Consider the following 19,255-nt stretch of genomic DNA (forward strand, 5'->3'; position numbering starts at 1 on the left):
GCGCTTTGTTGTTTTGAAAGGGAGGGTAGTAAAATGGCTGTAGACAGACGTAAGTTTCTTGGCACCGGAGCGGCTGCGGCGGCGGCCTTGCAGGCGCCGGCGGTTCTGGGCGCGGGCAAGCCGCGTGTCGTGGTTGTCGGCGGCGGTGCAGGCGGTGCGACTGCGGCGCGTTATATTGCCAAGGACAGCAAGGGCGCGATTGACGTCACCCTGGTGGAGCCGACCCGGACCTACTACACCTGCTTCTTCTCCAATCTGTATATCGGCGGTTTTCAGGACCTGGCGGGCATTGCCCACAGCTATGGCACTTTGGCCAGCCAGTACGGCGTCAATGTGGTGCATGACTGGGCGGTGGGGATCGACCGGGATGCAAGGACCGTCAGCCTGGCGGGCGGCGGGATGCTGCCCTACGACCGGCTGATCCTGTCGCCGGGGATAGATTTTGTCGACGGCGCGGTGGAGGGCTGGGACATCACTTCCCAGAACAAGATGCCGCATGCCTATAAGGCGGGCTCGCAGTCGGAACTTTTGAAAGCGCAGATCGAGGCGATGCCGGAAGGCGGCACCTTTGCGATGGTTGCTCCACCCAACCCCTACCGCTGCCCGCCGGGACCTTATGAGCGGGTGTCGATGGTGGCGCATGTGCTGAAGCAGCGGAACCCCACGGCCAAGATCATTGTTGCCGACCCCAAGCCGAAGTTCTCCAAGATGGCGCTGTTCCAGGAGGGCTGGGGCAGCCATTACGACGGCATGATCGACTGGATCGGCGAGGAGTTCGGCGGCGGCAATGTCTCGGTGGACCCGGATGCGATGACGGTGACCATTGACGGCGAAGTGACCAAGGTGGATGCCTGCAACGTGATCCCGGCGATGAAGGCGGGGCGGATCTGCGAGATGGCCGGCATCACCGAGGGCAACTGGGCGCCGGTCAGCGGCCACACGATGCAGAGCCGGCTGGATGAGAATATCCATGTGCTGGGCGATGCCTGCGCGCAGGGCGACATGCCGAAATCCGGCTTCTCGGCCAATTCCCAGGCCAAGGTGGCGGCGATGGCGGTGCGCGGGGCATTGACTGACAGCAAAGTGTTCCCGGCGAAATTCTCCAACACCTGCTGGTCGCTGATCGGCACCAATGACGGTGTGAAGGTGGGGGCGACCTATCAGGCGACGGATGAGAAGATTGCCAAGGTGGACGGGTTCATCAGCCAGACCGGCGAAGACGCTGAGCTGCGCCAGGCGACTTATGAGGAAAGCATCGGCTGGTATGCCGGGATTACCTCCGACATGTTCGGCTGACCATGGATTGAAAGGGGGCGCTGCTGGCGCCCCCGTCACATGGTTTCACCTGCTGCCAGCTTTAATTCAGAGGCTTCGGCCCGGCTGAGCATTTCTCCCTGCTTGCGTTTCTGCAGAGCAATGCGGGCCAGCTCATATTGCGGGTCCTGCCAGAAGATCAGGCAGCCGTTGCAGCCCTTGCCGCAGCAGCCCTCAGTGCCGATGCGGTTGGTCTTGAAGCGTTTTTCGTTACTGTCCTGCGCGATGCTGTCTGCCAGCGCGTCACGGCGGCGGGCGTAGGCCTTTGGGTTGCCTTTGCCTGATACTTCAATGGTTTGCGTCAGCTTGTCAAAGCGGATGCGATTCCATTGTTCCTCGGTCAGGGCGCGTTCCTTGCGCAGGACGGTATAGGCCGGGAAACGGGCCTTGAGGACCTCGATGTCCTCGTGATCGAACAGGGAGAATGGCAGGCGGATCACGGTCTGAGTGCTGCCGTGCACCACCTCCGTGCGGGTGCCGTCTTTGGCAGCCTCAAAGTCATAGACCCGCAGCAGCACGGTTTCGCGGGCGATGGGTGAGACAAACTCCAGCACTTCGCCCGCCGTCAGCTTGGCCTTCACCAGAACGTGGAAGGCATCCTCGGCCACTTCGGTCACCACGGCGGCATATTCCCATTGCGCCAGTGATGCCGTGTGTTCGTAGTCATGCGCCAGGTTGTTCAGCCGCCCGTCGTGGAAGGCCAGCGTGTAGCCGCGGTTTCCGACGGCCTCCAGCTCCCGCATGTAGGGCTTGGGGTCCCAGCGCTCGGGATCGGCATAGTAGTCGTCAATCGCCATGCGGTAAGCACGGGCAACGATGGCGGCGTAATACTCCGACTTGCCGCGGCCCTCGACCTTGAGGCTGTCGACGCCGATTTTCAGGTAGTCGTCCAGTTTCGGCATGATGCAGAGGTCGCGGGAATTGAGGATGTAGGAGCCGCGGCCGTCCTCTTCGATAGGCATCAGCTCGCCGGGGCGGCAGCCTTCCTCCAGCAGGAATTCGAACATGCCGGCGTTGCTCTCGTTGATGTCGAGCTCCTGCACGGTGCCGTCCTTCAGCCGCATCCGGACGCCGTAGTTCCAGCGGCAGGAGTTGGCGCAGTTGCCCTGGTTGGCACCGCGCTCAGCCATGAAATTAGACAGCAGGCAGCGCCCCGAATAGGTCATGCACATGGCGCCATGCACAAAGGCTTCGAGCTTGATATCCGGACATTTTCCGCGGATCTCCACCAGTTCCGGATAGGAGACTTCGCGCGCCAGAACCACCAGATCGGCGCCCTGGTCCTGCCAGAATTTCACCGACAGCCAGGAGCAGATATTGGCCTGGGTGGAAACATGCAGCGGGATCTCGGGCGCGCGCTCCTTCACATATTGGAAGACGCCCGGGTCGGCGATGATCAGCCCGTCCGGCTGCACCTTGCGGACGGTCTCGATGTACTCGTCCAACTTGGGGATGTCCTTGTTGTGGGAGAACAGATTCAGCGTCAGATAGGCGCGCCGCCCGTGCCGGTGGCAGAACTTCACCCCTTCGATCACCTCTTCCAGCGAGAACTCGGACTTGGTGCGCAGGGACATGTCGGGGGTGCCGAGGTAGACGGCATCAGCCCCGTATAGAACGGCCATCTTCAGTTTGCGCAGATTGCCCGCGGGCATCAGCAGTTCAGAGCGCTTGGTGGTCATCAGTCAGGCCTGGCGTAAAGGAGTGTTTGAGGTGCTCCTTTACGCCGGCTGAACCGGATGCGATTTGCGCTGGATCAAACCGGCGCCGTCAGCTCCAGCCCTTGCGGAAGAAATGCGGGGAAGCGCCGAACTTTCGCTTGAACTGGCGCGAGAAATGCGTGGCTGAGTTAAAGCCGGAGGCCAGCGCGATTTCGGTGACGCTCATCGAGGTTTCGTTCATCAGTGCAAAGGCATGGCTGAGGCGCATGTCGAAATAGACATGCATCGGGCTTTGGTTCAGGTAGCGCGAGAACAGCCGCTCCAGCTGGCGGCGGGAAATGTCCAGCTTATCGCAGAGCTCACCGATCGACAGTGGCTCCTCGATCGACTCCTGCATCAGCTGCAGCGCGTTCAGCAGGCGCTGGTTGCGGCTGCCGATGGCCACCGCATAGTTCGATTTCTGCGGCGCCGCCTGACCGCCTGAGCGCACGTGCAGGCACATGTCGGCGACGATGATTGCCAGCTGCTTGCCGTGGCGCTCCTCGATCAGGTGCAGCATCATGTCGGTCGCGGCATTACCGCCGCCGCAGGTCATCAGGGGGCCGGAGATTTCGAAAATGTTGGGCGATGGCGTCAGGCTGGGGTAGCTCTCCAGGAAACCGGGCTGGTTCTCCCAGTGCAGGGTGAACTTGTGGTTCTTGATCAGACCGGCCTGGGCCAGCGCAAAGGCCCCGGTACAGACGCCGCCGATGGACCGGCCAAAGCGGCTTTCCCGGCGCAGCCAGTTCAGGGTGACTTCACTGGCCGCGTTATGCGGCTCGACGCCGGCGCAAACAAAGCCCAGCGAATCTGAGGGCAGCGGCTGCAGCGGCTGATCCGGTGTGATCACCATGCCGTTGGAGCAATGCACTGGCGCGCCGTCCTCGGTCATGATGAACCAGCGGTACAGGCGGGTGCCGGTTACCTGGTTGGCAATGCGCAGCGGCTCGATGGCGGCGGCCACCGGCAGCATGGTCGCTTTGGGCAAAAGCAGGAAATAAAAATCCTGCGGCTCGCCTTCGAACGGAACGGCGAGATTGGCAGCGGCGCCTTTCTGAACGAAACTGTCATCGGTCATGGCGGGACCCCGGCACGGAATTCAGACTTGATTGAGGTTCCTAAGGCGCCGATGCGTCCCGCAGCCCGAGAATAGCGACAGCGTTCCAGCGGATTGCGACACCGGACGCAGGTTTGCGGCAGCGTGAAATTGCCCGCCGCCCCTTGCAGGTCAAAAGTGGCGATACTAAGACTCGGGTAATACTCTGTCGGGTATGGTGCCGGACATAAATCAACGCAGGCAGGTCGAAATGATTGATCCCAGAGAAACATACATGAACACCCTGGTCCCGATGGTGGTTGAGCAGACCAGCCGGGGCGAACGGGCCTATGACATTTTTTCCCGCCTGCTGAAGGAGCGGATCATTTTTGTGAATGGTCCGGTTCACGACGGGATGAGCTCGCTGATCGTGGCGCAGCTGCTGCACCTTGAGGCGGAAAATCCGTCCAAGGAAATCTCGATGTACATCAACAGCCCTGGCGGCGTGGTGACTTCGGGCCTGTCGATCTATGACACCATGCAGTACATCAAGCCCAAGGTCTCGACCCTGGTGATCGGCCAGGCGGCCTCGATGGGCTCGCTGCTGCTGACGGCCGGTGAGAAGGGCATGCGCTTCTCGCTGCCGAACTCCCGCGTGATGGTGCACCAGCCCTCGGGCGGTTTCCAGGGCCAGGCGACCGACATCATGATCCACGCCGAGGAAACCCTGAAGCTGAAGAAGCGCCTGAACGAGATCTACGTCAAGCACACCGGCCAGGAATACGACACCATCGTCGATGCGCTGGAGCGGGACAACTTCATGTCGCCCGAGGACGCCAAGGAATTCGGCCTGATCGACGAGATCGTCGAGAACCGTGCCAAGGGCGATGACCAGGAAGCGTAAGCTTTCTTTTGTGAACACCCGTGTGCCCCTGCGGAATAATTGGGGCACACTTTCACATTGTGGCGGCCTAAGCAGTGGCTTAAGCTGGCCGAAAGATGGATTGCTCCAAAGCGCGGGCGCAGAAGCACAGGCGCAGAAGACTGGGCGGACTGAAAGGTAGACCATGGCGACGAATTCAGGCGGCGACAGCAAAAACACTCTCTATTGCAGCTTCTGCGGCAAGAGCCAGCATGAAGTACGCAAGCTGATCGCAGGCCCCACCGTGTTCATCTGCGATGAATGCGTAGAGCTTTGCATGGACATCATCCGCGAAGAAACCAAGGCCTCGGGGCTGAAGGCCACCGACGGTGTGCCGACGCCCAAGGACATCTGCCAGGTGCTGGATGACTATGTGATCGGCCAGGCCACTGCCAAGCGGGTGCTGTCGGTTGCGGTGCACAACCACTACAAGCGTCTGAACCACGCCCAGAAAGCGGGCTCGGACATCGAACTGGCGAAATCCAATATCCTGCTGATCGGCCCGACCGGCTGCGGCAAGACGCTCTTGGCGCAGACGCTGGCGCGGATCCTGGACGTGCCGTTCACCATGGCGGATGCGACCACACTGACCGAGGCCGGTTACGTGGGCGAGGATGTCGAGAACATCATTCTGAAGCTGCTGCAGGCGTCTGAGTACAACGTCGAGCGGGCGCAGCGCGGCATCGTCTACATCGACGAGGTCGACAAGATCACCCGCAAGTCTGAAAACCCCTCGATCACCCGTGACGTCTCGGGCGAGGGTGTGCAGCAGGCGCTGCTGAAGCTGATGGAAGGCACGGTGGCCTCCGTTCCGCCGCAGGGCGGCCGCAAGCATCCGCAGCAGGAATTTCTGCAGGTGGACACCACCAACATCCTGTTCATCTGCGGCGGCGCATTCGCAGGCCTCGACCGGATAATCGCGCAGCGCGGCAAGGGCTCTGCGATGGGCTTTGGCGCCGATGTGCGCGACAATGACGAGCGCGGCGTCGGTGAGATCTTCCAGGACCTTGAGCCGGAAGATCTGCTGAAATTCGGCCTGATCCCGGAATTTGTCGGCCGCCTGCCGGTTCTGGCAACGCTGGAAGACCTGGACGAAGACGCGCTGGTGATCATCCTGACCCAGCCCAAAAACGCCCTGGTCAAGCAGTACCAGCGCCTGTTCGAACTGGAAGACACCGAGCTGGACTTCACCGACGAGGCCCTGAAGGCAATTGCCCGCAAGGCGATCGAACGCAAGACCGGCGCGCGGGGCCTGCGCTCGATCATGGAGGATATCCTCTTGGATACCATGTTCGACCTGCCGGGCATGGACAGCGTGACCAAGGTGGTTGTGAACGAAGAGGCGGTGACCTCGGACGCGCAGCCGCTGATGATCCACGCGGATGCCGAGAAGGAGCCGGCTTCGGCGGGCTGACAGGCAGAACGTTTTATCAAAGCGGCGCGGTCATTTCCGCGCCGTTTTCATGTTGAGGAGAGAGACATGATCAAGCGGATTTCTTCCGGTGGAGAATTCGAGGCCAAGATTGGTTATTGCCGGGCTGTTGTGGCCGGCGGGTTTGTGCATGTGGCGGGCACCGTGGGGCAGGGCGACGATGTTGTGGCCCAGTGCAAGTCGGCGCTGGAAACCATTGGCGCCGCGCTGGAGAAAGCGGGTGCCGGTTTTGCCGATGTGGTGCGGGTCAACTACTACCTGCCGGATGCGGCCGAGTTCGAACCCTGCTGGCCGGTTCTGGCAGAGGCCTTTGGCGCCAACCCGCCGGCGGCGACAATGATCGAGTGCAATCTGATCGATCCCAAGTTCCGCATTGAGATCGAAGTGACCGCGCTGGCGCCGCAAGGGTGACACCGGCACTTACACTGGCCCGGTGGACAAGCCGGGCCAAGCTAACGTAGCAGAAGCTGCCCGCTGCGCTCGTCGCCAGGATTGCCGCAGCGATGGGTTTTTGGGGCGGTGCCAGGAAGGTCTGGGCTGCCGTCAAAGATAAACTGGTAAGGCCTTCGGGCTGCAGCAGGAAACGGTTGCACGGGTTTTGGCCGCCCTGGCGGGCTCCAGGACTTAGGTCCTGCATCGCGAAGGCCCTCTGACTTACGACTATCCCCATTCACTGCCAGAGCCGGTTGCGGAGAGATTCGCCACGGACGGCCAAGACGGCTTTGCGCGTGGACGGCCTGCAGCGGGTTGCAGTGCGGGCGGGCAATACGGCGGACTTCTGCCTTGCGGCCAAATCAGTTAAAAGAAAAAGCCCTGTTTCGGCGTGGTTTCCTTGCGGCGGCGGTCCATCAACTGCTGCAATTCGCTTTTTGGGGGTTCCTCATCGCGAATGCCCAGCATGACTTTGGCTGCGCGCACTGTCTTGGCGGCTGCCGAGGTGAAGAACCCTTCTTCCTCTTCTTGCTGCAGTTTGATGGTCTTGGCGCCCTGATGCTGGGCGGTGCCGCTCTTAATCAGCAACTGGGTGGCGTCGGTCAGGTCCACGATAACAACGGTCATCGCCAGTGACGCGACAAGGGAGAGAATGAGTCTCATAATTTTTCCGATACAAGAAATTAACTAATCGCGAGGAAGATGCGCGGGTATTGTGGCCTGAATGTGCAACAACCGGAGAAGTTTTGCGTCATCGCGCGGCCGGGGCGCAAGCCACTGGACCCCGGCGGGAAATTGGGCCATATCAGAGCTGGAAAAATCCGGAGGCACCCATGGGAATCCTGAACTCTCTTCTGCGCGCTGTGACCTGGTGGAACGGCTCCACCCTGAACACGGCGCTTTATACCCGCCGTAAAGGCGTCAAGGTGGGTGAGGATGACCAGGGCAACGTGTTCTACCGCAATGCGGATGACAGCAAGCGCTGGGTGATGTTCAACGGCGAGGCCGAGGCTTCGCGGGTGAGCCCTGACTGGCACGGCTGGCTGCACCGCACTTTTGACGAAGTGCCGAGCGAAAAGCCCTTGAAGCACAAGGCCTGGGAAAAGCCGCATCAGGAAAACCTGACCGGCACCATGATGGCCTATGCGCCGGCAGGTTCGATCCGGGCAGGCGGTGCGCCCAAGGAACGCAGCGATTACGAAGCCTGGGTGCCCGAATAAAACATCTGCCAGAAGGCTGGTTACATGTCCCACAATCCTACTGAAGTTTTTGCCGGCGGTGTTGTGCTGGCTGCAGCCATTGGCTTTGCCGTATATGCCGGCCAGGCGGCCGGCTTGTCGCGCGCAGGCGCAACCTATGATCTGAGTGCCTCGTTCCGCTCGCTGGAAGGGGTCAGCGTGGGCACCGATGTGCGGCTGGCCGGGGTCAAGATCGGCACTGTGACCGGTGTCGACCTGAACCCCGAGACTTTCCGCGCAGACACTAGGTTTGCGGTGCAGGACGGTATCGAGATCCCTGACGACAGCGCAGTTGTCATCTCTTCCGAAGGCCTGCTGGGCGGTAATTTCGTCGAGATCATGCCGGGCGGCTCGCCCTTTGCCTTTGAGGCGGGCGATGAGATCGAGGACACCCAGGGCGCTGTCAGCCTGATTTCGCTGCTAGTGAAATTTGTGGCCGGAAGCGGGGACGAGTCTTGAGGCGTCTTGCCGCTGCATTCGCGGCTGCTTTGCTGGCTGTGCCTGCCTGGGGGCAGGAACAGGCGGCGCAGGGCAATGCTGCGGTTCTGCGGGCACTGGACAAAGTCAACGGCCACACGATGGACGCTGAGGTGGCCATTGGCGCCAGCGCCGAGATGTTCGGCCTGCTGGTCACCGTGGCCGACTGCCGCTATCCGGCGGAGAACCCGACCGGGGATGCGTTTGCGTTCCTGTCGGTCCGTGATCCCAACGATGGCGCAACCCATTTCCAGGGCTGGATGATTGCCTCCAGCCCGGCATTGAATGCGCTGGACCACAGCCGTTACGATGTCTGGGTCATGCGCTGCAGCAGCAGCTGAGGCGTTGGCACTGCAGGCCTGGCAAAATCCGCATCTTTAGACAGAGCTTCGCGCAGCATGGCGCGGTAGCGGGCCCGGGTGATTTCAATCCCGCCCAATGAGGCCAGGTGGGGCGTGAGAAACTGGGTGTCGCAGAGCACATAGCCCGCCTGCACCAGCCGGTCTGTCAGATAGGCAAGCGCCACTTTGGACGCGTCGCGCTGGCGGGAGAACATGCTTTCACCGAAGAAGGCGCCGCCAAGCGAGACGCCATAGGTGCCGCCTGCCAATTCGCCGTGTAGCCAGACCTCCAGAGAATGGGCGTTGCCCATCAGGTGCAGGTCCAGATAGCGGTTGCGGATTTCGCTGTTGATCCAGGTTTCCGCGCGGTCGGCGCAGCCGTCCACCACGCCGGCAAAATCCCGGTTCACGGTGACCTGGAAGCCGCCATTGCGGATGCGTTTGGCCAGCGAACGGGAGATGCGGAAGCCGTCCAATGGCAGAATTCCCCGCCGCTTGGGGTCGACCCAGAACACTTCGGGATCGTCGCGGTGTTCGGCCATCGGGAAAACACCGGCGGAATAGGCGTGCAGCAAGAGATCCGCAGTCAAGCTCATGGTAGCGGGCAGTATAAACGGAAAATGAGCGGAAATGTAAAACGGGGCGCTGCCAGCGGCGCGCCCCGTGAGGTTTTACCCCGGTGTGTTTTCTTCCAGCCAGCGCTCCAGCCAGTGGATGCCGTAGTCGCCGGTGTGGATGTCCTGCTCCTGCAACAGCGCATGGAACAGCGGCACGGTGGTATCGATGCCGTCGATAATCAGCTCGCCCAGGGCGCGGTTCAGACGCGCCAGCGCCTCGGTCCGGTCGCGGCCGTGCACGATCAGCTTGCCGATCAGCGAGTCGTAATAGGGCGGGATCGAGTAGCCGTCATAGAGTGCCGAATCCATCCGCACGCCCAGCCCGCCGGGGGCGTGAAATGCGGTGATCTTGCCTGGGCAGGGGGCAAAGTTCGGCAGTTTCTCGGCGTTGATCCGGACCTCGATGGCGTGGCCGTTGATCTCCAGATCGTCCTGGGTGAAGGACATCGGCAGGCCTTCGGCCACCCGGATCTGCTCGCGCACCAGGTCGACGCCAAAGATGGCCTCGGTCACCGGATGCTCCACCTGCAGGCGGGTGTTCATCTCGATGAAATAGAACTCGCCGTCCTCATAGAGGAACTCGACGGTACCGGCGCCGGCATAACCCATCTTGCCAATGGCATCGGCGCAGATCTTGCCGATGCGGGCGCGTTCTTCCGGAGTGATGCAGGGGCCGGGGGCTTCCTCAAAGACCTTCTGGTGGCGGCGCTGCAGCGAGCAGTCGCGTTCTGCCAGGTGGATGCCGGTCTCTTTGCCGTCGCCGAAAACCTGCACCTCGATATGACGCGGCTTTTGGAGGTATTTCTCCATGTAGACTTCGTCATTGCCAAAGGCGGCCTTGGCCTCGGAACGGGCGGTGGAGAATGCAATGTCCAGCTCGGCTTCGTTCAGCGCAACCTTCATGCCGCGGCCGCCGCCGCCGGCGGTGGCCTTGATGATCACCGGGTAGCCCATGTCCGCGGCCACCTTCTTGGCGGTGGTCACGTCCGGAACACCGCCGTCGGAACCCGGAACAACCGGAATGCCAAGGTTCTTGGCCGTTTCCTTGGCGGTGATCTTGTCACCCATGATGCGGATATGCTCGGCCGAGGGGCCGATGAAGGTCAGCCCGTGGTCCTCGATGATCTGCACGAAGTTGGCGTTTTCCGACAGGAAGCCATAGCCCGGGTGGATCGCCTGGGCGCCGGTGATCTCGCAGGCCGAGATGATGGCCGGGATCGACAGGTAGCTTTGGGTGCCCGACGGCGGGCCGATACAAACCGATTCATCGGCCATGCGCACGTGCATCGCGTCGGCATCAGCAGTGGAATGCACCGCAACCGACTTGATGCCCATTTCCCGGCAGGCGCGGATCACGCGCAGGGCAATTTCGCCCCGGTTGGCAATCAGGATCTTGTCAAACATTGCAGATCCTTACTCGATGATGGCCAGGGGGGTTCCGAATTCCACGGCGGCGCCGTCTTCGACCAGGATGCGCTTCACGGTGCCGGATTTCGGCGCCGGGATGTGGTTCATGGTCTTCATGGCTTCGACGATCAGCAGGGTGTCGCCTTCGCTGACCTGCTGGCCGATCGAGATAAAGGCAGCGGCGCCGGGTTCCGGGGCCAGGTAAACGGTGCCGACCATCGGCGAAGTCACGGCGCCGGGGTGGCTGGCGGGATCGTCAGTGGCGGCAGCTGCTGCCGGAGCCGGAGCAGCGGCGGGGGCTGCAGCGGCGGCAACAGGGGCCGGCGCGGCAGCAGCGGCAGGCACGGCAACCTGCACCGGCGCGGCAATGGCGGTCTGGCGGGAGACGCGCACATTCAGGCTGTCCTCTTCGCCGTATTCGCGCTTCACCTGCAGTTCGGTCAGGTCGTTGTCGCGCAGCAGTTCCGCCAGCGCCTTGATGAAGGCCACATCCGCTTCGTGAGATTTGTTCGTCATTTTGTCCTCAAGCCGGTTCCGACGCGCCTGATTGGGCCTGAAAGGCCCGCCAGGCAGGAAATTAGCGCGCTTATACGGCAAGCTTTCCTGCAAGTGAAGCGCTGTCGATGCATGGCGTAACATGGAGACAGATTGACGGATTTGCAATTGCCCGCCGGTTTTTTGTGTCAGAGCGGCATGCCTGTGAGCTTGGCTACCAGCTCGGGCAGCTTGCGGGCACCGAATTTCTGCAAGAGATGCGCGCGATGGCTTTCCACCGTGCGGTAGGACAGATCCAGCTGCTTGCCAATCTCCTTGGCCGAGAGGCCCTTGCAGGTGAAGATCGCCACTTCACGCTCGCGCGGGGTGAGCGAGACAACCGGGCGGTCCTCGGAAATATCGGCAAAGGACCAGACCCCGGTTTGAAATGGCGCCTCGGGCGTGACCGAGCGGCCGCGCACCCGGCACCAGAACAGTTCGCCTGCGCGGCGGCGCATGATGCGCTCGTCGTTGTAGCTGCCGGATTGCGCCTCGGGCTGCTGCAGCACCGCACCGATGCGCTGGTAATCCTCCCGGCTGGGGTAGAGTTCTGCCACCGGCATTCCGGTGTATTCACCGGGGTCGCCGCCGAAGGTCGCGGCAAACTGCAGGTTGCACCGGGTGATGACGCGGCGTTCCAGCACCGCGAGGCCCACAGGGGCGTGGTCAAAGGCAAGATCGCTCATATGGTAGTTCTACCCGGGTATTTCTGCGGAATTGAAGGGGGCTGCCTCTGCGTGCCACGTTGCGCGGCGCGGGGCAAGTCGGAGAGGATGGGCATATGAACTTGGCAGTATGGCTGCAGCGTGTTGCAGCGGCAGAGGGTGCGCGGCCTGCGCTATACCTTGGTCAGGACCTGGTGGCGGATTATGCCGGTTTCCGTGCGCGAGCGGCGTCGGTGGCGGGCTGGCTGCAGACGCAGGGTATTCGGCCCGGCGACCGGGTTGGCATCTTCATGAAGAACTGCCCGGATTATCTGATTGCGCTTTATGGCATCTGGACGGCCGGCGCGGCGGCGGTGCCGATCAATGCCAAGCTGCACGGCAAGGAGGCCGAGTTCATCCTGCAGAACTCGGGCGCTCGGCTGGTTTTTACTTCGCCTGGGCTGACCGATGCGGTTGCGCATGCAGAGGCTGACGCCCGCTGCGTGGATATCACCGGCGCGGACTACGCGGCTGCCTTGCGGTCTGACCCAGTAGCAGATCCGGTTTCCCGCGCGCCCGGAGATCTGGCCTGGCTGTTCTACACCTCGGGCACCACCGGGCGGCCCAAGGGGGTGATGATCACCCACCGTATGCTGATGAACATGGCGCTGGCCTATTTCGCGGACGTGGATCAGGTGAGTGCCGAGGATCATGCGCTTTATGCGGCACCTATGAGTCATGGTGCCGGGATCTATGCAATCCAGCATGTGCTGGCGGGCGCCGCCCACATTTGCCCGGTGTCGGGCGGGTTTGACGAAGCAGAGATCTTTGACCTCGCCGCGCATTTTGGCCGGGTCCACATGTTTGCCGCGCCGACGATGGTCACACGGATGACGGCGGTGGCCAAGCAACTGGGCCGCAAAGGCGACGGGTTGCGCACCGTGGTGTATGCCGGCGGTCCGATGTATGTGGCCGATATCATGGAGGCGGTGGAGCATTTTGGCCCAGTCTTCGTGCAAGTCTACGGCCAGGGGGAATGCCCGATGGCGATTACTGCGCTTTCGCGGCACGATGTACAGGACCGTACTCATGCGCGCTGGAAGGAACGCCTGGCCAGCGTCGGCACAGCGCAGAGCGTGGTTGAGGTGCGTATCGGCACGCCAGAGGGCGAGCTGCTGCCCGCGGGCAGTCATGGCGAGATCATGGTTCGCGGCGATGCAGTGATGCCCGGCTATTGGAATAACCCTGAGGCGACAGCGAAAACTCTGGTAAATGGCTGGCTGATGACCGGCGATATGGGCGTCTTGGATGCGGACGGCTATCTGACGCTGCAGGACCGGTCCAAGGATCTGATCATCACCGGCGGCTCAAACGTCTACCCGCGCGAGGTAGAGGAGGTGCTGCTGATGCATCCGGATGTGCAGGAAGTCTCGGTCGTGGGGCGTCCGCACGCGGATTGGGGCGAAGAAGTGGTGGCCTTTGTCGTCGGCGGCGCGCCGGACGGTGAACTGGATGAGCTGTGCAACACTCAGATCGCCCGGTTCAAACGGCCCAAGGCCTATCTCCGCATCAAGGCGCTGCCCAAGAACAACTATGGCAAGGTACTGAAGACAGAGTTGCGCAAAATGCTGTAGGGGACGTCAGGCCGAGCGGACGGCTTCCCCTGCGTCCGGATCCGCTTGGCGCTGCCCCATCATGGTGTCAATCATCAGGCTCATCAGTTCGGAGCGGTTGCTGGTGCCGGACTTGCGGTAAATGGCGTTGAGCTGCGCCTTGACAGTGCCCTCGGCGCTGCCGCGCATGGCGGCGATCTCGGCCGTCGACAGGCCTTTGACCAGGAAGTTGGCCACGTCAAGCTCAGCCGGTGTCAGGCCCCAGTTCGCAAATTCGGCGTCGATCACATCCTGTACCGCGGCCTGGGCGGAACTCAGGCTTTCCTCCAGATGCGCCTTGCGCCGCAAGAGCCACAGCAGGATGCGGACCTCGATCACGATGGCGGCCAGCAGGGCAATGGCAGCCAGTCCCTCAACATAGGCGTGCGGCCCTTCGCCCTGTTCCGGCTCAGCGCCCTCGAGCCCGCCGAGATCAGCAAACATGTCGCCTAGGAACACCGCCGCGCAGAGGGCCTGCACGGCGATGACGGCAATCAGGATCCAGGGCTTGGCCGGGTCTTGCCGGTTCTGGCTCATTGGCTGGGCTCCGCTTTGGTGTCAGGCAGTTCCTTGTAGCCGGTGACCATGGCCCGCGCCAGATTGACTTTGGTGCGGCGGCTTTCGAACAGCACCGCAGCGACGTGCAGCAGCACCGAGGCCTCGGCCCAATGGACCAGGATTTCGTGGAGCGCTTCCGGCCAGACAGCGGTGCTTAAAGGGGCGAAGGTCAGCAGCCAGCCGGTCAGGGCGATGCCCAGTATGGTGGCCAGCAGATTGTAGATCATCAGGGCGCCCAGGGGCGAGTGGCCCTTGCGGCAGCCGCTGCGCCAGACGGCAATGTCTTCCAGCTGCCCGGCTGCCGCTTTGAAGTCTGGCGGGAAGCTGGAGAACCGGGCGTAGCGGCTGCCGATCAGCCCCCATAGGATGCGGGCGACGACAAGGGCGGCAATGAAATAGCCGATGTTTTGGTGCAGGGTGCCGTCGGGATCCGTGAACAGGGCGTTGGCAATGAAACTGCCGGCGAGCAGCCAGTGAAACAGCCGCACCAGGGGATCCCAGACATAAGAATTGTGCATGGTCTATCCTTCCCGCCCCGGGCGCCGGTTGCAGGTGCCCGGAGCAGTGGGCTGGGATCAGTCGTCGTCGCTGTCTTCTTCGATCTTCACGATTTCGAGTTGGTCATTCATGTAGAATTCATAGGCCTTGCCGTCCTTGGTGGCTTCGGCCTCGAACATACCGTCCTCGGCTTCGATCTCGGTCACCTCATAGCCTTGGCCGGTCAGCAGGTCGCGGAGCTTGATTTCGGCTTCAGGGCTGACGGAGCCGCCGGACGCAGAAGCGGCAGCTGCGGGCAGGGCAATGGCCAGGGCGAGGAGTTTCAGGGAAGTGCGCATGGTATGGTCCTTTCTGCGTTGGTCGTGGTCCCGCAGCAAAACCCGCGGGCCGTGTCAGAGACTTCGGCGCAGCGGCGGCAGAGCGGAATAGGCGCAGGGTTGCAGAAGGCCGCAAATCAGGTGCGTATAACCAGGGTTTATGGCGCGGAAACAGGTGATTGCAGACGCCTGGGCAGCTCAGGCGAAAAAAGAGGCCAGCCCTGGGAAGAGCCGGCCTCAGTCAGCCAGTGCCGGCACGCGGGTGGCCGGCACGACGGAGATGAATTCTTTAAAGGTTCAGATCGCTAGGTATTCGGAGCGCAGTTCTTCGTTCAGCAGCACCTCGGCGGCGGTGCCGTCAAAGACGATACCGCCGGTATCCAGGATCACCGCGCGGTCGGCCAGCTCCAGCGCACGCACCGCGTTCTGCTCGACGATGATGGTGGTCATGCCCTGTTCCTTGATGTGGATGAGGGTCTTTTCGATCTCGTCCACGATCACCGGGGCAAGGCCCTCGTAGGGTTCATCCAGCAAGAGCACCTTGATGTCGCGGGCCAGGGCGCGGGCTATTGCCAGCATCTGCTGTTCGCCGCCGGACAGGGTGACACCTTCCTGCTTGCGGCGTTCGCCAAGGCGCGGGAACAGGTCATAGAGACGCTCCAGCGACCAGCCGATGGGTGGCGCGATCTGCGCCAGCTGCAGGTTTTCCTCCACCGTCAGGCCGGGGATGATGCGGCGGTCTTCGGGCACCAGGCCCAGGCCCGCGGCGGCGGCCTCATACGAGGACATCTTGTGCAGCGGCTTGTGGTCCAGCCAGATCTCGCCGCGGGTCACCATTGGCGAGCCGGTGCGGGCGATCGAGCGCAGGGTTGAGGTCTTGCCGGCACCATTGCGGCCCAAGAGAGCCAGGATCTCGCCCTCATGGACGTTGAAGTTGATGCCCTGCACGATGTAGCTCTCGCCGTAGTAGGCGTGCACATCCCAGACTGACAGAAAAGCCGGTGCGGTGGAGGCCACATTGGCGTTCTTGGAGAAATCGGGTTTGACGTTCATTTTGGTTCCTCCTTACGCCGACTCGCCCAGATAGGCTTCGCGCACCTTGGGGTTGCCGCGGATGTTCTGCGGGTCGTCCTCGACCAGCGGCGTGCCCTGGGCCAGCACGGTGATCCGGTTGGCGAGGCTGAACACCACGTGCATGTCGTGCTCGATGATGGCGATGGTGATGTCGCGCTCGTCGCTGATCTGCTTCAGCAGGTCGATGGTGTTGTTGGTATCGGCCCGCGCCATGCCGGCGGTGGGCTCGTCCAGCAGCAAGAGGCGCGGTTCCTGGCTCAGGCACATGCCGATCTCCAGCCGCCGCTTGTCGCCGCGGGACATGGCGGCGGCATGCATGTGCCGCTTGTCCGCCATGTTCATCTCTTCCAGCATGTGCTCGGCCTTCTCCAGGATGTCCTTCTGGCTCAGCACTGCGGAGAGGGCATTCAATTCGAACGCGCCGTCCCGCTTAGCAAAGCAGGGGATCATCATGTTTTCCAGCACCGTCAGATCGCCGAAGATCTCAGGCGTTTGGAACACGCGGGAAATGCCCATCTGGTTGATCTCGTACGGGGCACGGCCCAGCACTGACTGGCCGTCGAACATGACCGAACCGGTGTCGGGGATCAGCTTGCCCACCAGGCAGTTCAGCAGGGTGGACTTGCCCGCGCCGTTCGGCCCGATAATCGCGTGCACCGAGTTTTCCTTTACGCTGAGGTTCACCTCGGACAGCGCCTGCAGGCCGCCGAACCGTTTCCCCACGTTTTTGACTTCAAGGATACTCATCTGTCTGTCTCCTTATTCCGCAGGGTTGGTTTCATGGGAGGCCGAGCCGTTGTCTTTGGTCTTGCGGTTCTTGAGCCAGCTCCGGATCCGCTGTCCGCCTTCGACGAGGCCGCCGGGCAGGAAGATCACCACCAGCATGAACAGGATGCCCAGGGTCAGGTGCCAGCCTTTGCCGATGAAGGGATGGATGATGAAGACCACCGCATCTTCCAGGCCGTCCGGCAGAAAGCTGAACCAGCTGTGCAGGACGTTGTCGTTGATCTTGGAGAAGATGTTCTCGAAGTACTTGATGAAGCCTGCGCCCAGCACCGGGCCGATCAGCGTGCCGGCACCGCCCAGGATGGTCATCAGCACTACCTCGCCGGAGGCGGTCCATTGCATACGCTCAGCGCCTGCCAGCGGGTCCATCGAGGCCATCAGCCCGCCTGCCAGGCCTGCATACATGCCGGAGATCACAAAGGCTGCCAGCGTGTAGGGCCGGGTGTTCAGGCCGGTATAGTTCATCCGCTGCTGGTTCGATTTCACCGCCCGCAGCATCATGCCGAAGGGTGAGCGGAAGATGCGGATCGCCAGGTAGAAGGAGGCAAGCAGCACCAGTGCGCAGAAGTAGTAGCCGACATTGAAGGTGAAAACCCAGCCGCCGATGACAAGATCCGCGCTGTCGCGCATCTCCAGCCCGAACAGGCCGGGAACCGGGATGTTTCCTTCTGCGGTTTGGCTCACGCCCAGGATCCGCGGGTCATTCAGGGCCAGCTGCAGGCCGGTCTCGCCGCCGGTGATGGGCGTCAGCACCGAATAGGCCAGGGCAAACATCATCTGCGCGAAAGCAAGCGTCAGGATCGAGAAGTAGATGCCCGAGCGGCGCAGCGAGACAAAGCCGATCAGCAGCGAGAAAAGGCCGGAGACGATCACCGCCAGCAGGATCGCCGGGATGACGTTCATGCTGAGCAGCTTGAACATCCAGACAGCTGCATAAGAGCCGACACCCAGGAAGGCCGCATGGCCAAAGGACAGGTAGCCGGTGAGGCCGAAGAGGATGTTGAAGCCGATCGCGAAGATCCCGAAGATCACAAACCGCTGCATCAGGTCCGGATAGCCCGCGTTGAACTGTGCCATCGCGCTGCCGGCGGGGAAGGGGTTCAGGATGAACGGTGCGAACAGGGTCAGCACCGCGACGATGATCAGGAGGCTCAGGTCTTTTTTGTTCAGGTTGAACATGGTCTTAGTCCTCCATCACGCCTTTGCGGCCCATCAGGCCCCGCGGGCGGGTCAGCAGAATGATGATGGCGACCAGATAGATGATGATCTGGTTGATGCCCGGGATGATGTCGATGACTTCGCGCATCGAGGCAAAGCTTTCCAGCACGCCCAGCAGGAAGCCTGCCAGCACCGCGCCGGGCAAAGAGCCCATGCCGCCGACAACCACGACGACGAAGGACAGCACCAGGAAGTCCATGCCCATGTGGTAGTTGGGGGAGTTGATCGGCGTGTACATGACACCGGCCAGGCCCGCGACGGCGGCGGCGATGCCGAACATGATGGTGAACCGCTTGTCGATGTTGATGCCCAACAGGCCGACGGTCTCGCGGTCGGCCATGCCTGCGCGGACCACCATGCCGAAGGTGGTGAACTGCAGGAAGGCAAAGACGCCGCCGATGATCACTGCGGCAAAGCCGAAGTAGATGATCCGCCAGTAGGGATAGATGATCAGGTTCGGGTCAAAGCCCAGCATTGCGCCAAAGTCCAGCGAGCCCTTGAAGGCCGCGGGGGCCGGGGTCGGGATCGGGTTGGCGCCGTAGAAGTACTTGATGACTTCCTGCAGCACGATGGCGAGGCCAAAGGTCACAAGGATCTGGTCCGCATGGGGGCGCTTGTAGAAATGCTTAATCAGGCCGCGCTCCATCACCACGCCGACCAGGATCATGATCGGAATGGCAAAAAGCACGGACAGCGGCACTGCCCAATCGATGATTGCATCACCTGTGGCCTGGCCGAACATGTCGTGCACGTAGGGGACCTCAACTTTCAGCGGATTGCCGAGGAAGTCCTTCTGTGTTTCGTCTATGATTGTGTGGCTGAGCGTCAGGATGCGGCTCAGGGTTACGGCGCAAAAGGCACCGATCATGAACAATGCGCCATGGGCAAAGTTCACGACGCCCAGAGTGCCGAAAATAAGTGTCAGGCCCAGCGCGATCAGCGCGTAGGCTGAGCCCTTGTCGAGCCCGTTCAGGATTTGGAGGATTATGGCGTCCATTGTCCCACCCTCTGAAAGTGTGAGTGCATAAAGCGGTAGGGCCCGTCACAGGGCGGCTTTTGCG

Annotated in this window: 22 protein-coding genes; 8 read left to right on the forward strand and 14 right to left on the reverse strand. The window is 61.9% G+C overall.

Annotated elements, in window-relative coordinates; genetic code table 11:
- Positions 1-33: 33 nt before the first annotated feature.
- A complete protein-coding gene (locus RA19_RS19710) occupies positions 34-1,296 on the forward strand; it encodes an NAD(P)/FAD-dependent oxidoreductase (RefSeq protein ID WP_039165976.1) in 1,263 nt (420 codons plus the stop codon).
- 35 nt (positions 1,297-1,331) lie between these two features.
- On the opposite strand, the gene RA19_RS19715 is transcribed toward RA19_RS19710, so the two are convergent.
- Positions 1,332-2,993: a peptidase U32 family protein gene (locus tag RA19_RS19715; protein WP_039165977.1), complete on the reverse strand. Its 1,662-nt coding sequence runs from the start codon at positions 2,991-2,993 to the stop codon at positions 1,332-1,334.
- A gap of 88 nt (positions 2,994-3,081) precedes the next feature.
- Positions 3,082-4,089, reverse strand: coding sequence for a GlxA family transcriptional regulator (locus RA19_RS19720; RefSeq protein ID WP_039130311.1), 1,008 nt, complete (start codon positions 4,087-4,089; stop codon positions 3,082-3,084).
- 229 nt (positions 4,090-4,318) lie between these two features.
- On the opposite strand from RA19_RS19720, the gene RA19_RS19725 reads away from it, so the two are divergent.
- The 3 genes from RA19_RS19725 to RA19_RS19735 all read left to right on the forward strand — a co-directional run bounded on the left by RA19_RS19725 (position 4,319) and on the right by RA19_RS19735 (position 6,812).
- The gene (locus RA19_RS19725; protein ID WP_039166591.1) at positions 4,319-4,951 is read left to right on the forward strand and encodes an ATP-dependent Clp protease proteolytic subunit; all 633 of its coding nucleotides are present in this window, start codon (positions 4,319-4,321) and stop codon (positions 4,949-4,951) included.
- Positions 4,952-5,114: 163 nt separating this feature from the next.
- On the forward strand, positions 5,115-6,383 hold the full coding sequence (gene clpX, locus RA19_RS19730; RefSeq protein WP_039165979.1) for an ATP-dependent Clp protease ATP-binding subunit ClpX: 1,269 nt from the start codon (positions 5,115-5,117) through the stop codon (positions 6,381-6,383).
- 66 nt (positions 6,384-6,449) lie between these two features.
- Positions 6,450-6,812 (forward strand): RidA family protein, encoded by a 363-nt coding sequence (locus RA19_RS19735; RefSeq protein ID WP_039165981.1) that lies wholly within the window; start codon positions 6,450-6,452, stop codon positions 6,810-6,812.
- Positions 6,813-7,199: 387 nt separating this feature from the next.
- Here RA19_RS19735 and RA19_RS19740 read toward each other — a convergent pair whose 3' ends face one another.
- The gene (locus RA19_RS19740) at positions 7,200-7,496 is read right to left on the reverse strand and encodes a hypothetical protein (protein WP_039165982.1); all 297 of its coding nucleotides are present in this window, start codon (positions 7,494-7,496) and stop codon (positions 7,200-7,202) included.
- 170 nt (positions 7,497-7,666) lie between these two features.
- Here RA19_RS19740 and RA19_RS19745 point away from each other — a divergent pair, with 170 nt between their 5' ends.
- The 3 genes from RA19_RS19745 to RA19_RS19755 are packed head-to-tail and all read left to right on the forward strand — an operon-like array spanning position 7,667 to position 8,889.
- On the forward strand, positions 7,667-8,053 hold the full coding sequence (locus RA19_RS19745; RefSeq protein WP_039130303.1) for an NADH:ubiquinone oxidoreductase subunit NDUFA12: 387 nt from the start codon (positions 7,667-7,669) through the stop codon (positions 8,051-8,053).
- 24 nt (positions 8,054-8,077) lie between these two features.
- A complete protein-coding gene (gene mlaD, locus RA19_RS19750; RefSeq protein WP_039130300.1) occupies positions 8,078-8,530 on the forward strand; it encodes an outer membrane lipid asymmetry maintenance protein MlaD in 453 nt (150 codons plus the stop codon).
- Complete coding sequence (locus RA19_RS19755) at positions 8,527-8,889, forward strand: DUF2155 domain-containing protein (RefSeq protein WP_039165984.1); 363 nt, start codon at positions 8,527-8,529, stop codon at positions 8,887-8,889. The genes mlaD and RA19_RS19755 overlap by 4 nt, the downstream gene beginning before the upstream one ends.
- Here RA19_RS19755 and aat read toward each other — a convergent pair.
- The 4 genes from aat to RA19_RS19775 all read right to left on the reverse strand — a co-directional run bounded on the left by aat (position 8,853) and on the right by RA19_RS19775 (position 12,133).
- Complete coding sequence (aat, locus tag RA19_RS19760; RefSeq protein ID WP_039165986.1) at positions 8,853-9,485, reverse strand: leucyl/phenylalanyl-tRNA--protein transferase; 633 nt, start codon at positions 9,483-9,485, stop codon at positions 8,853-8,855. The two genes, RA19_RS19755 and aat, sit on opposite strands and share 37 nt — an antisense overlap.
- Before the next feature lie 75 nt (positions 9,486-9,560).
- Positions 9,561-10,910, reverse strand: a complete 1,350-nt coding sequence (accC, locus tag RA19_RS19765) for an acetyl-CoA carboxylase biotin carboxylase subunit (protein ID WP_039165988.1) — start codon at positions 10,908-10,910, stop codon at positions 9,561-9,563.
- A 9-nt stretch (positions 10,911-10,919) separates the two neighbouring features.
- Positions 10,920-11,429 carry an acetyl-CoA carboxylase biotin carboxyl carrier protein gene (gene accB, locus RA19_RS19770; protein WP_039165990.1) on the reverse strand — a complete coding sequence of 170 codons (510 nt, stop codon included), beginning with the start codon at positions 11,427-11,429 and terminating at the stop codon, positions 10,920-10,922.
- Positions 11,430-11,596: 167 nt separating this feature from the next.
- A complete protein-coding gene (locus RA19_RS19775) occupies positions 11,597-12,133 on the reverse strand; it encodes a PAS and helix-turn-helix domain-containing protein (protein ID WP_039165992.1) in 537 nt (178 codons plus the stop codon).
- A 95-nt stretch (positions 12,134-12,228) separates the two neighbouring features.
- On the opposite strand from RA19_RS19775, the gene RA19_RS19780 reads away from it, so the two are divergent.
- A complete protein-coding gene (locus RA19_RS19780) occupies positions 12,229-13,725 on the forward strand; it encodes a class I adenylate-forming enzyme family protein (RefSeq protein ID WP_039165994.1) in 1,497 nt (498 codons plus the stop codon).
- 6 nt (positions 13,726-13,731) lie between these two features.
- Here RA19_RS19780 and RA19_RS19785 read toward each other — a convergent pair whose 3' ends face one another.
- From RA19_RS19785 to RA19_RS19815, 7 genes are all read right to left on the reverse strand, one after another.
- Positions 13,732-14,280: a helix-turn-helix transcriptional regulator gene (locus RA19_RS19785; RefSeq protein ID WP_039165997.1), complete on the reverse strand. Its 549-nt coding sequence runs from the start codon at positions 14,278-14,280 to the stop codon at positions 13,732-13,734.
- Positions 14,277-14,819, reverse strand: coding sequence for a cytochrome b/b6 domain-containing protein (locus tag RA19_RS19790; RefSeq protein WP_039165999.1), 543 nt, complete (start codon positions 14,817-14,819; stop codon positions 14,277-14,279). The genes RA19_RS19785 and RA19_RS19790 overlap by 4 nt, the downstream gene beginning before the upstream one ends.
- A 57-nt stretch (positions 14,820-14,876) precedes the next feature.
- On the reverse strand, positions 14,877-15,137 hold the full coding sequence (locus RA19_RS19795; RefSeq protein ID WP_039166000.1) for a PepSY domain-containing protein: 261 nt from the start codon (positions 15,135-15,137) through the stop codon (positions 14,877-14,879).
- A gap of 276 nt (positions 15,138-15,413) precedes the next feature.
- Positions 15,414-16,169, reverse strand: a complete 756-nt coding sequence (locus RA19_RS19800) for an ABC transporter ATP-binding protein (protein ID WP_039166003.1) — start codon at positions 16,167-16,169, stop codon at positions 15,414-15,416.
- A 12-nt stretch (positions 16,170-16,181) separates the two neighbouring features.
- Positions 16,182-16,937 (reverse strand): ABC transporter ATP-binding protein, encoded by a 756-nt coding sequence (locus tag RA19_RS19805; RefSeq protein WP_039130272.1) that lies wholly within the window; start codon positions 16,935-16,937, stop codon positions 16,182-16,184.
- Positions 16,938-16,949: 12 nt separating this feature from the next.
- Positions 16,950-18,155: a branched-chain amino acid ABC transporter permease gene (locus tag RA19_RS19810; protein WP_039166006.1), complete on the reverse strand. Its 1,206-nt coding sequence runs from the start codon at positions 18,153-18,155 to the stop codon at positions 16,950-16,952.
- Positions 18,156-18,159: 4 nt separating this feature from the next.
- On the reverse strand, positions 18,160-19,191 hold the full coding sequence (locus RA19_RS19815) for a branched-chain amino acid ABC transporter permease (protein WP_039166008.1): 1,032 nt from the start codon (positions 19,189-19,191) through the stop codon (positions 18,160-18,162).
- Positions 19,192-19,255: the final 64 nt, after the last annotated feature.

This window comes from Leisingera sp. ANG-M1, assembly GCF_000813745.1.
Lineage (GTDB): Bacteria > Pseudomonadota > Alphaproteobacteria > Rhodobacterales > Rhodobacteraceae > Leisingera.

What these genes read in the sequence shown, in the direction of transcription:
- RA19_RS19795 (WP_039166000.1), bottom strand. Translation starts at nt 15,137, where the DNA reads ATGCGCACTTCCCTGAAACTCCTCGCCCTGGCCATTGCCCTGCCCGCA.
- RA19_RS19815 (WP_039166008.1), bottom strand. Translation starts at nt 19,191, where the DNA reads ATGGACGCCATAATCCTCCAAATCCTGAACGGGCTCGACAAGGGCTCA.
- RA19_RS19810 (WP_039166006.1), bottom strand. Translation starts at nt 18,155, where the DNA reads ATGTTCAACCTGAACAAAAAAGACCTGAGCCTCCTGATCATCGTCGCG.
- RA19_RS19710 (WP_039165976.1), top strand. Translation starts at nt 34, where the DNA reads ATGGCTGTAGACAGACGTAAGTTTCTTGGCACCGGAGCGGCTGCGGCG.
- RA19_RS19715 (WP_039165977.1), bottom strand. Translation starts at nt 2,993, where the DNA reads ATGACCACCAAGCGCTCTGAACTGCTGATGCCCGCGGGCAATCTGCGC.
- RA19_RS19735 (WP_039165981.1), top strand. Translation starts at nt 6,450, where the DNA reads ATGATCAAGCGGATTTCTTCCGGTGGAGAATTCGAGGCCAAGATTGGT.
- RA19_RS19720 (WP_039130311.1), bottom strand. Translation starts at nt 4,089, where the DNA reads ATGACCGATGACAGTTTCGTTCAGAAAGGCGCCGCTGCCAATCTCGCC.
- RA19_RS19745 (WP_039130303.1), top strand. Translation starts at nt 7,667, where the DNA reads ATGGGAATCCTGAACTCTCTTCTGCGCGCTGTGACCTGGTGGAACGGC.
- mlaD (WP_039130300.1), top strand. Translation starts at nt 8,078, where the DNA reads ATGTCCCACAATCCTACTGAAGTTTTTGCCGGCGGTGTTGTGCTGGCT.
- accB (WP_039165990.1), bottom strand. Translation starts at nt 11,429, where the DNA reads ATGACGAACAAATCTCACGAAGCGGATGTGGCCTTCATCAAGGCGCTG.
- accC (WP_039165988.1), bottom strand. Translation starts at nt 10,910, where the DNA reads ATGTTTGACAAGATCCTGATTGCCAACCGGGGCGAAATTGCCCTGCGC.
- RA19_RS19775 (WP_039165992.1), bottom strand. Translation starts at nt 12,133, where the DNA reads ATGAGCGATCTTGCCTTTGACCACGCCCCTGTGGGCCTCGCGGTGCTG.
- RA19_RS19800 (WP_039166003.1), bottom strand. Translation starts at nt 16,169, where the DNA reads ATGAACGTCAAACCCGATTTCTCCAAGAACGCCAATGTGGCCTCCACC.
- RA19_RS19790 (WP_039165999.1), bottom strand. Translation starts at nt 14,819, where the DNA reads ATGCACAATTCTTATGTCTGGGATCCCCTGGTGCGGCTGTTTCACTGG.
- aat (WP_039165986.1), bottom strand. Translation starts at nt 9,485, where the DNA reads ATGAGCTTGACTGCGGATCTCTTGCTGCACGCCTATTCCGCCGGTGTT.
- RA19_RS19785 (WP_039165997.1), bottom strand. Translation starts at nt 14,280, where the DNA reads ATGAGCCAGAACCGGCAAGACCCGGCCAAGCCCTGGATCCTGATTGCC.
- RA19_RS19725 (WP_039166591.1), top strand. Translation starts at nt 4,319, where the DNA reads ATGATTGATCCCAGAGAAACATACATGAACACCCTGGTCCCGATGGTG.
- RA19_RS19740 (WP_039165982.1), bottom strand. Translation starts at nt 7,496, where the DNA reads ATGAGACTCATTCTCTCCCTTGTCGCGTCACTGGCGATGACCGTTGTT.
- clpX (WP_039165979.1), top strand. Translation starts at nt 5,115, where the DNA reads ATGGCGACGAATTCAGGCGGCGACAGCAAAAACACTCTCTATTGCAGC.
- RA19_RS19780 (WP_039165994.1), top strand. Translation starts at nt 12,229, where the DNA reads ATGAACTTGGCAGTATGGCTGCAGCGTGTTGCAGCGGCAGAGGGTGCG.
- RA19_RS19805 (WP_039130272.1), bottom strand. Translation starts at nt 16,937, where the DNA reads ATGAGTATCCTTGAAGTCAAAAACGTGGGGAAACGGTTCGGCGGCCTG.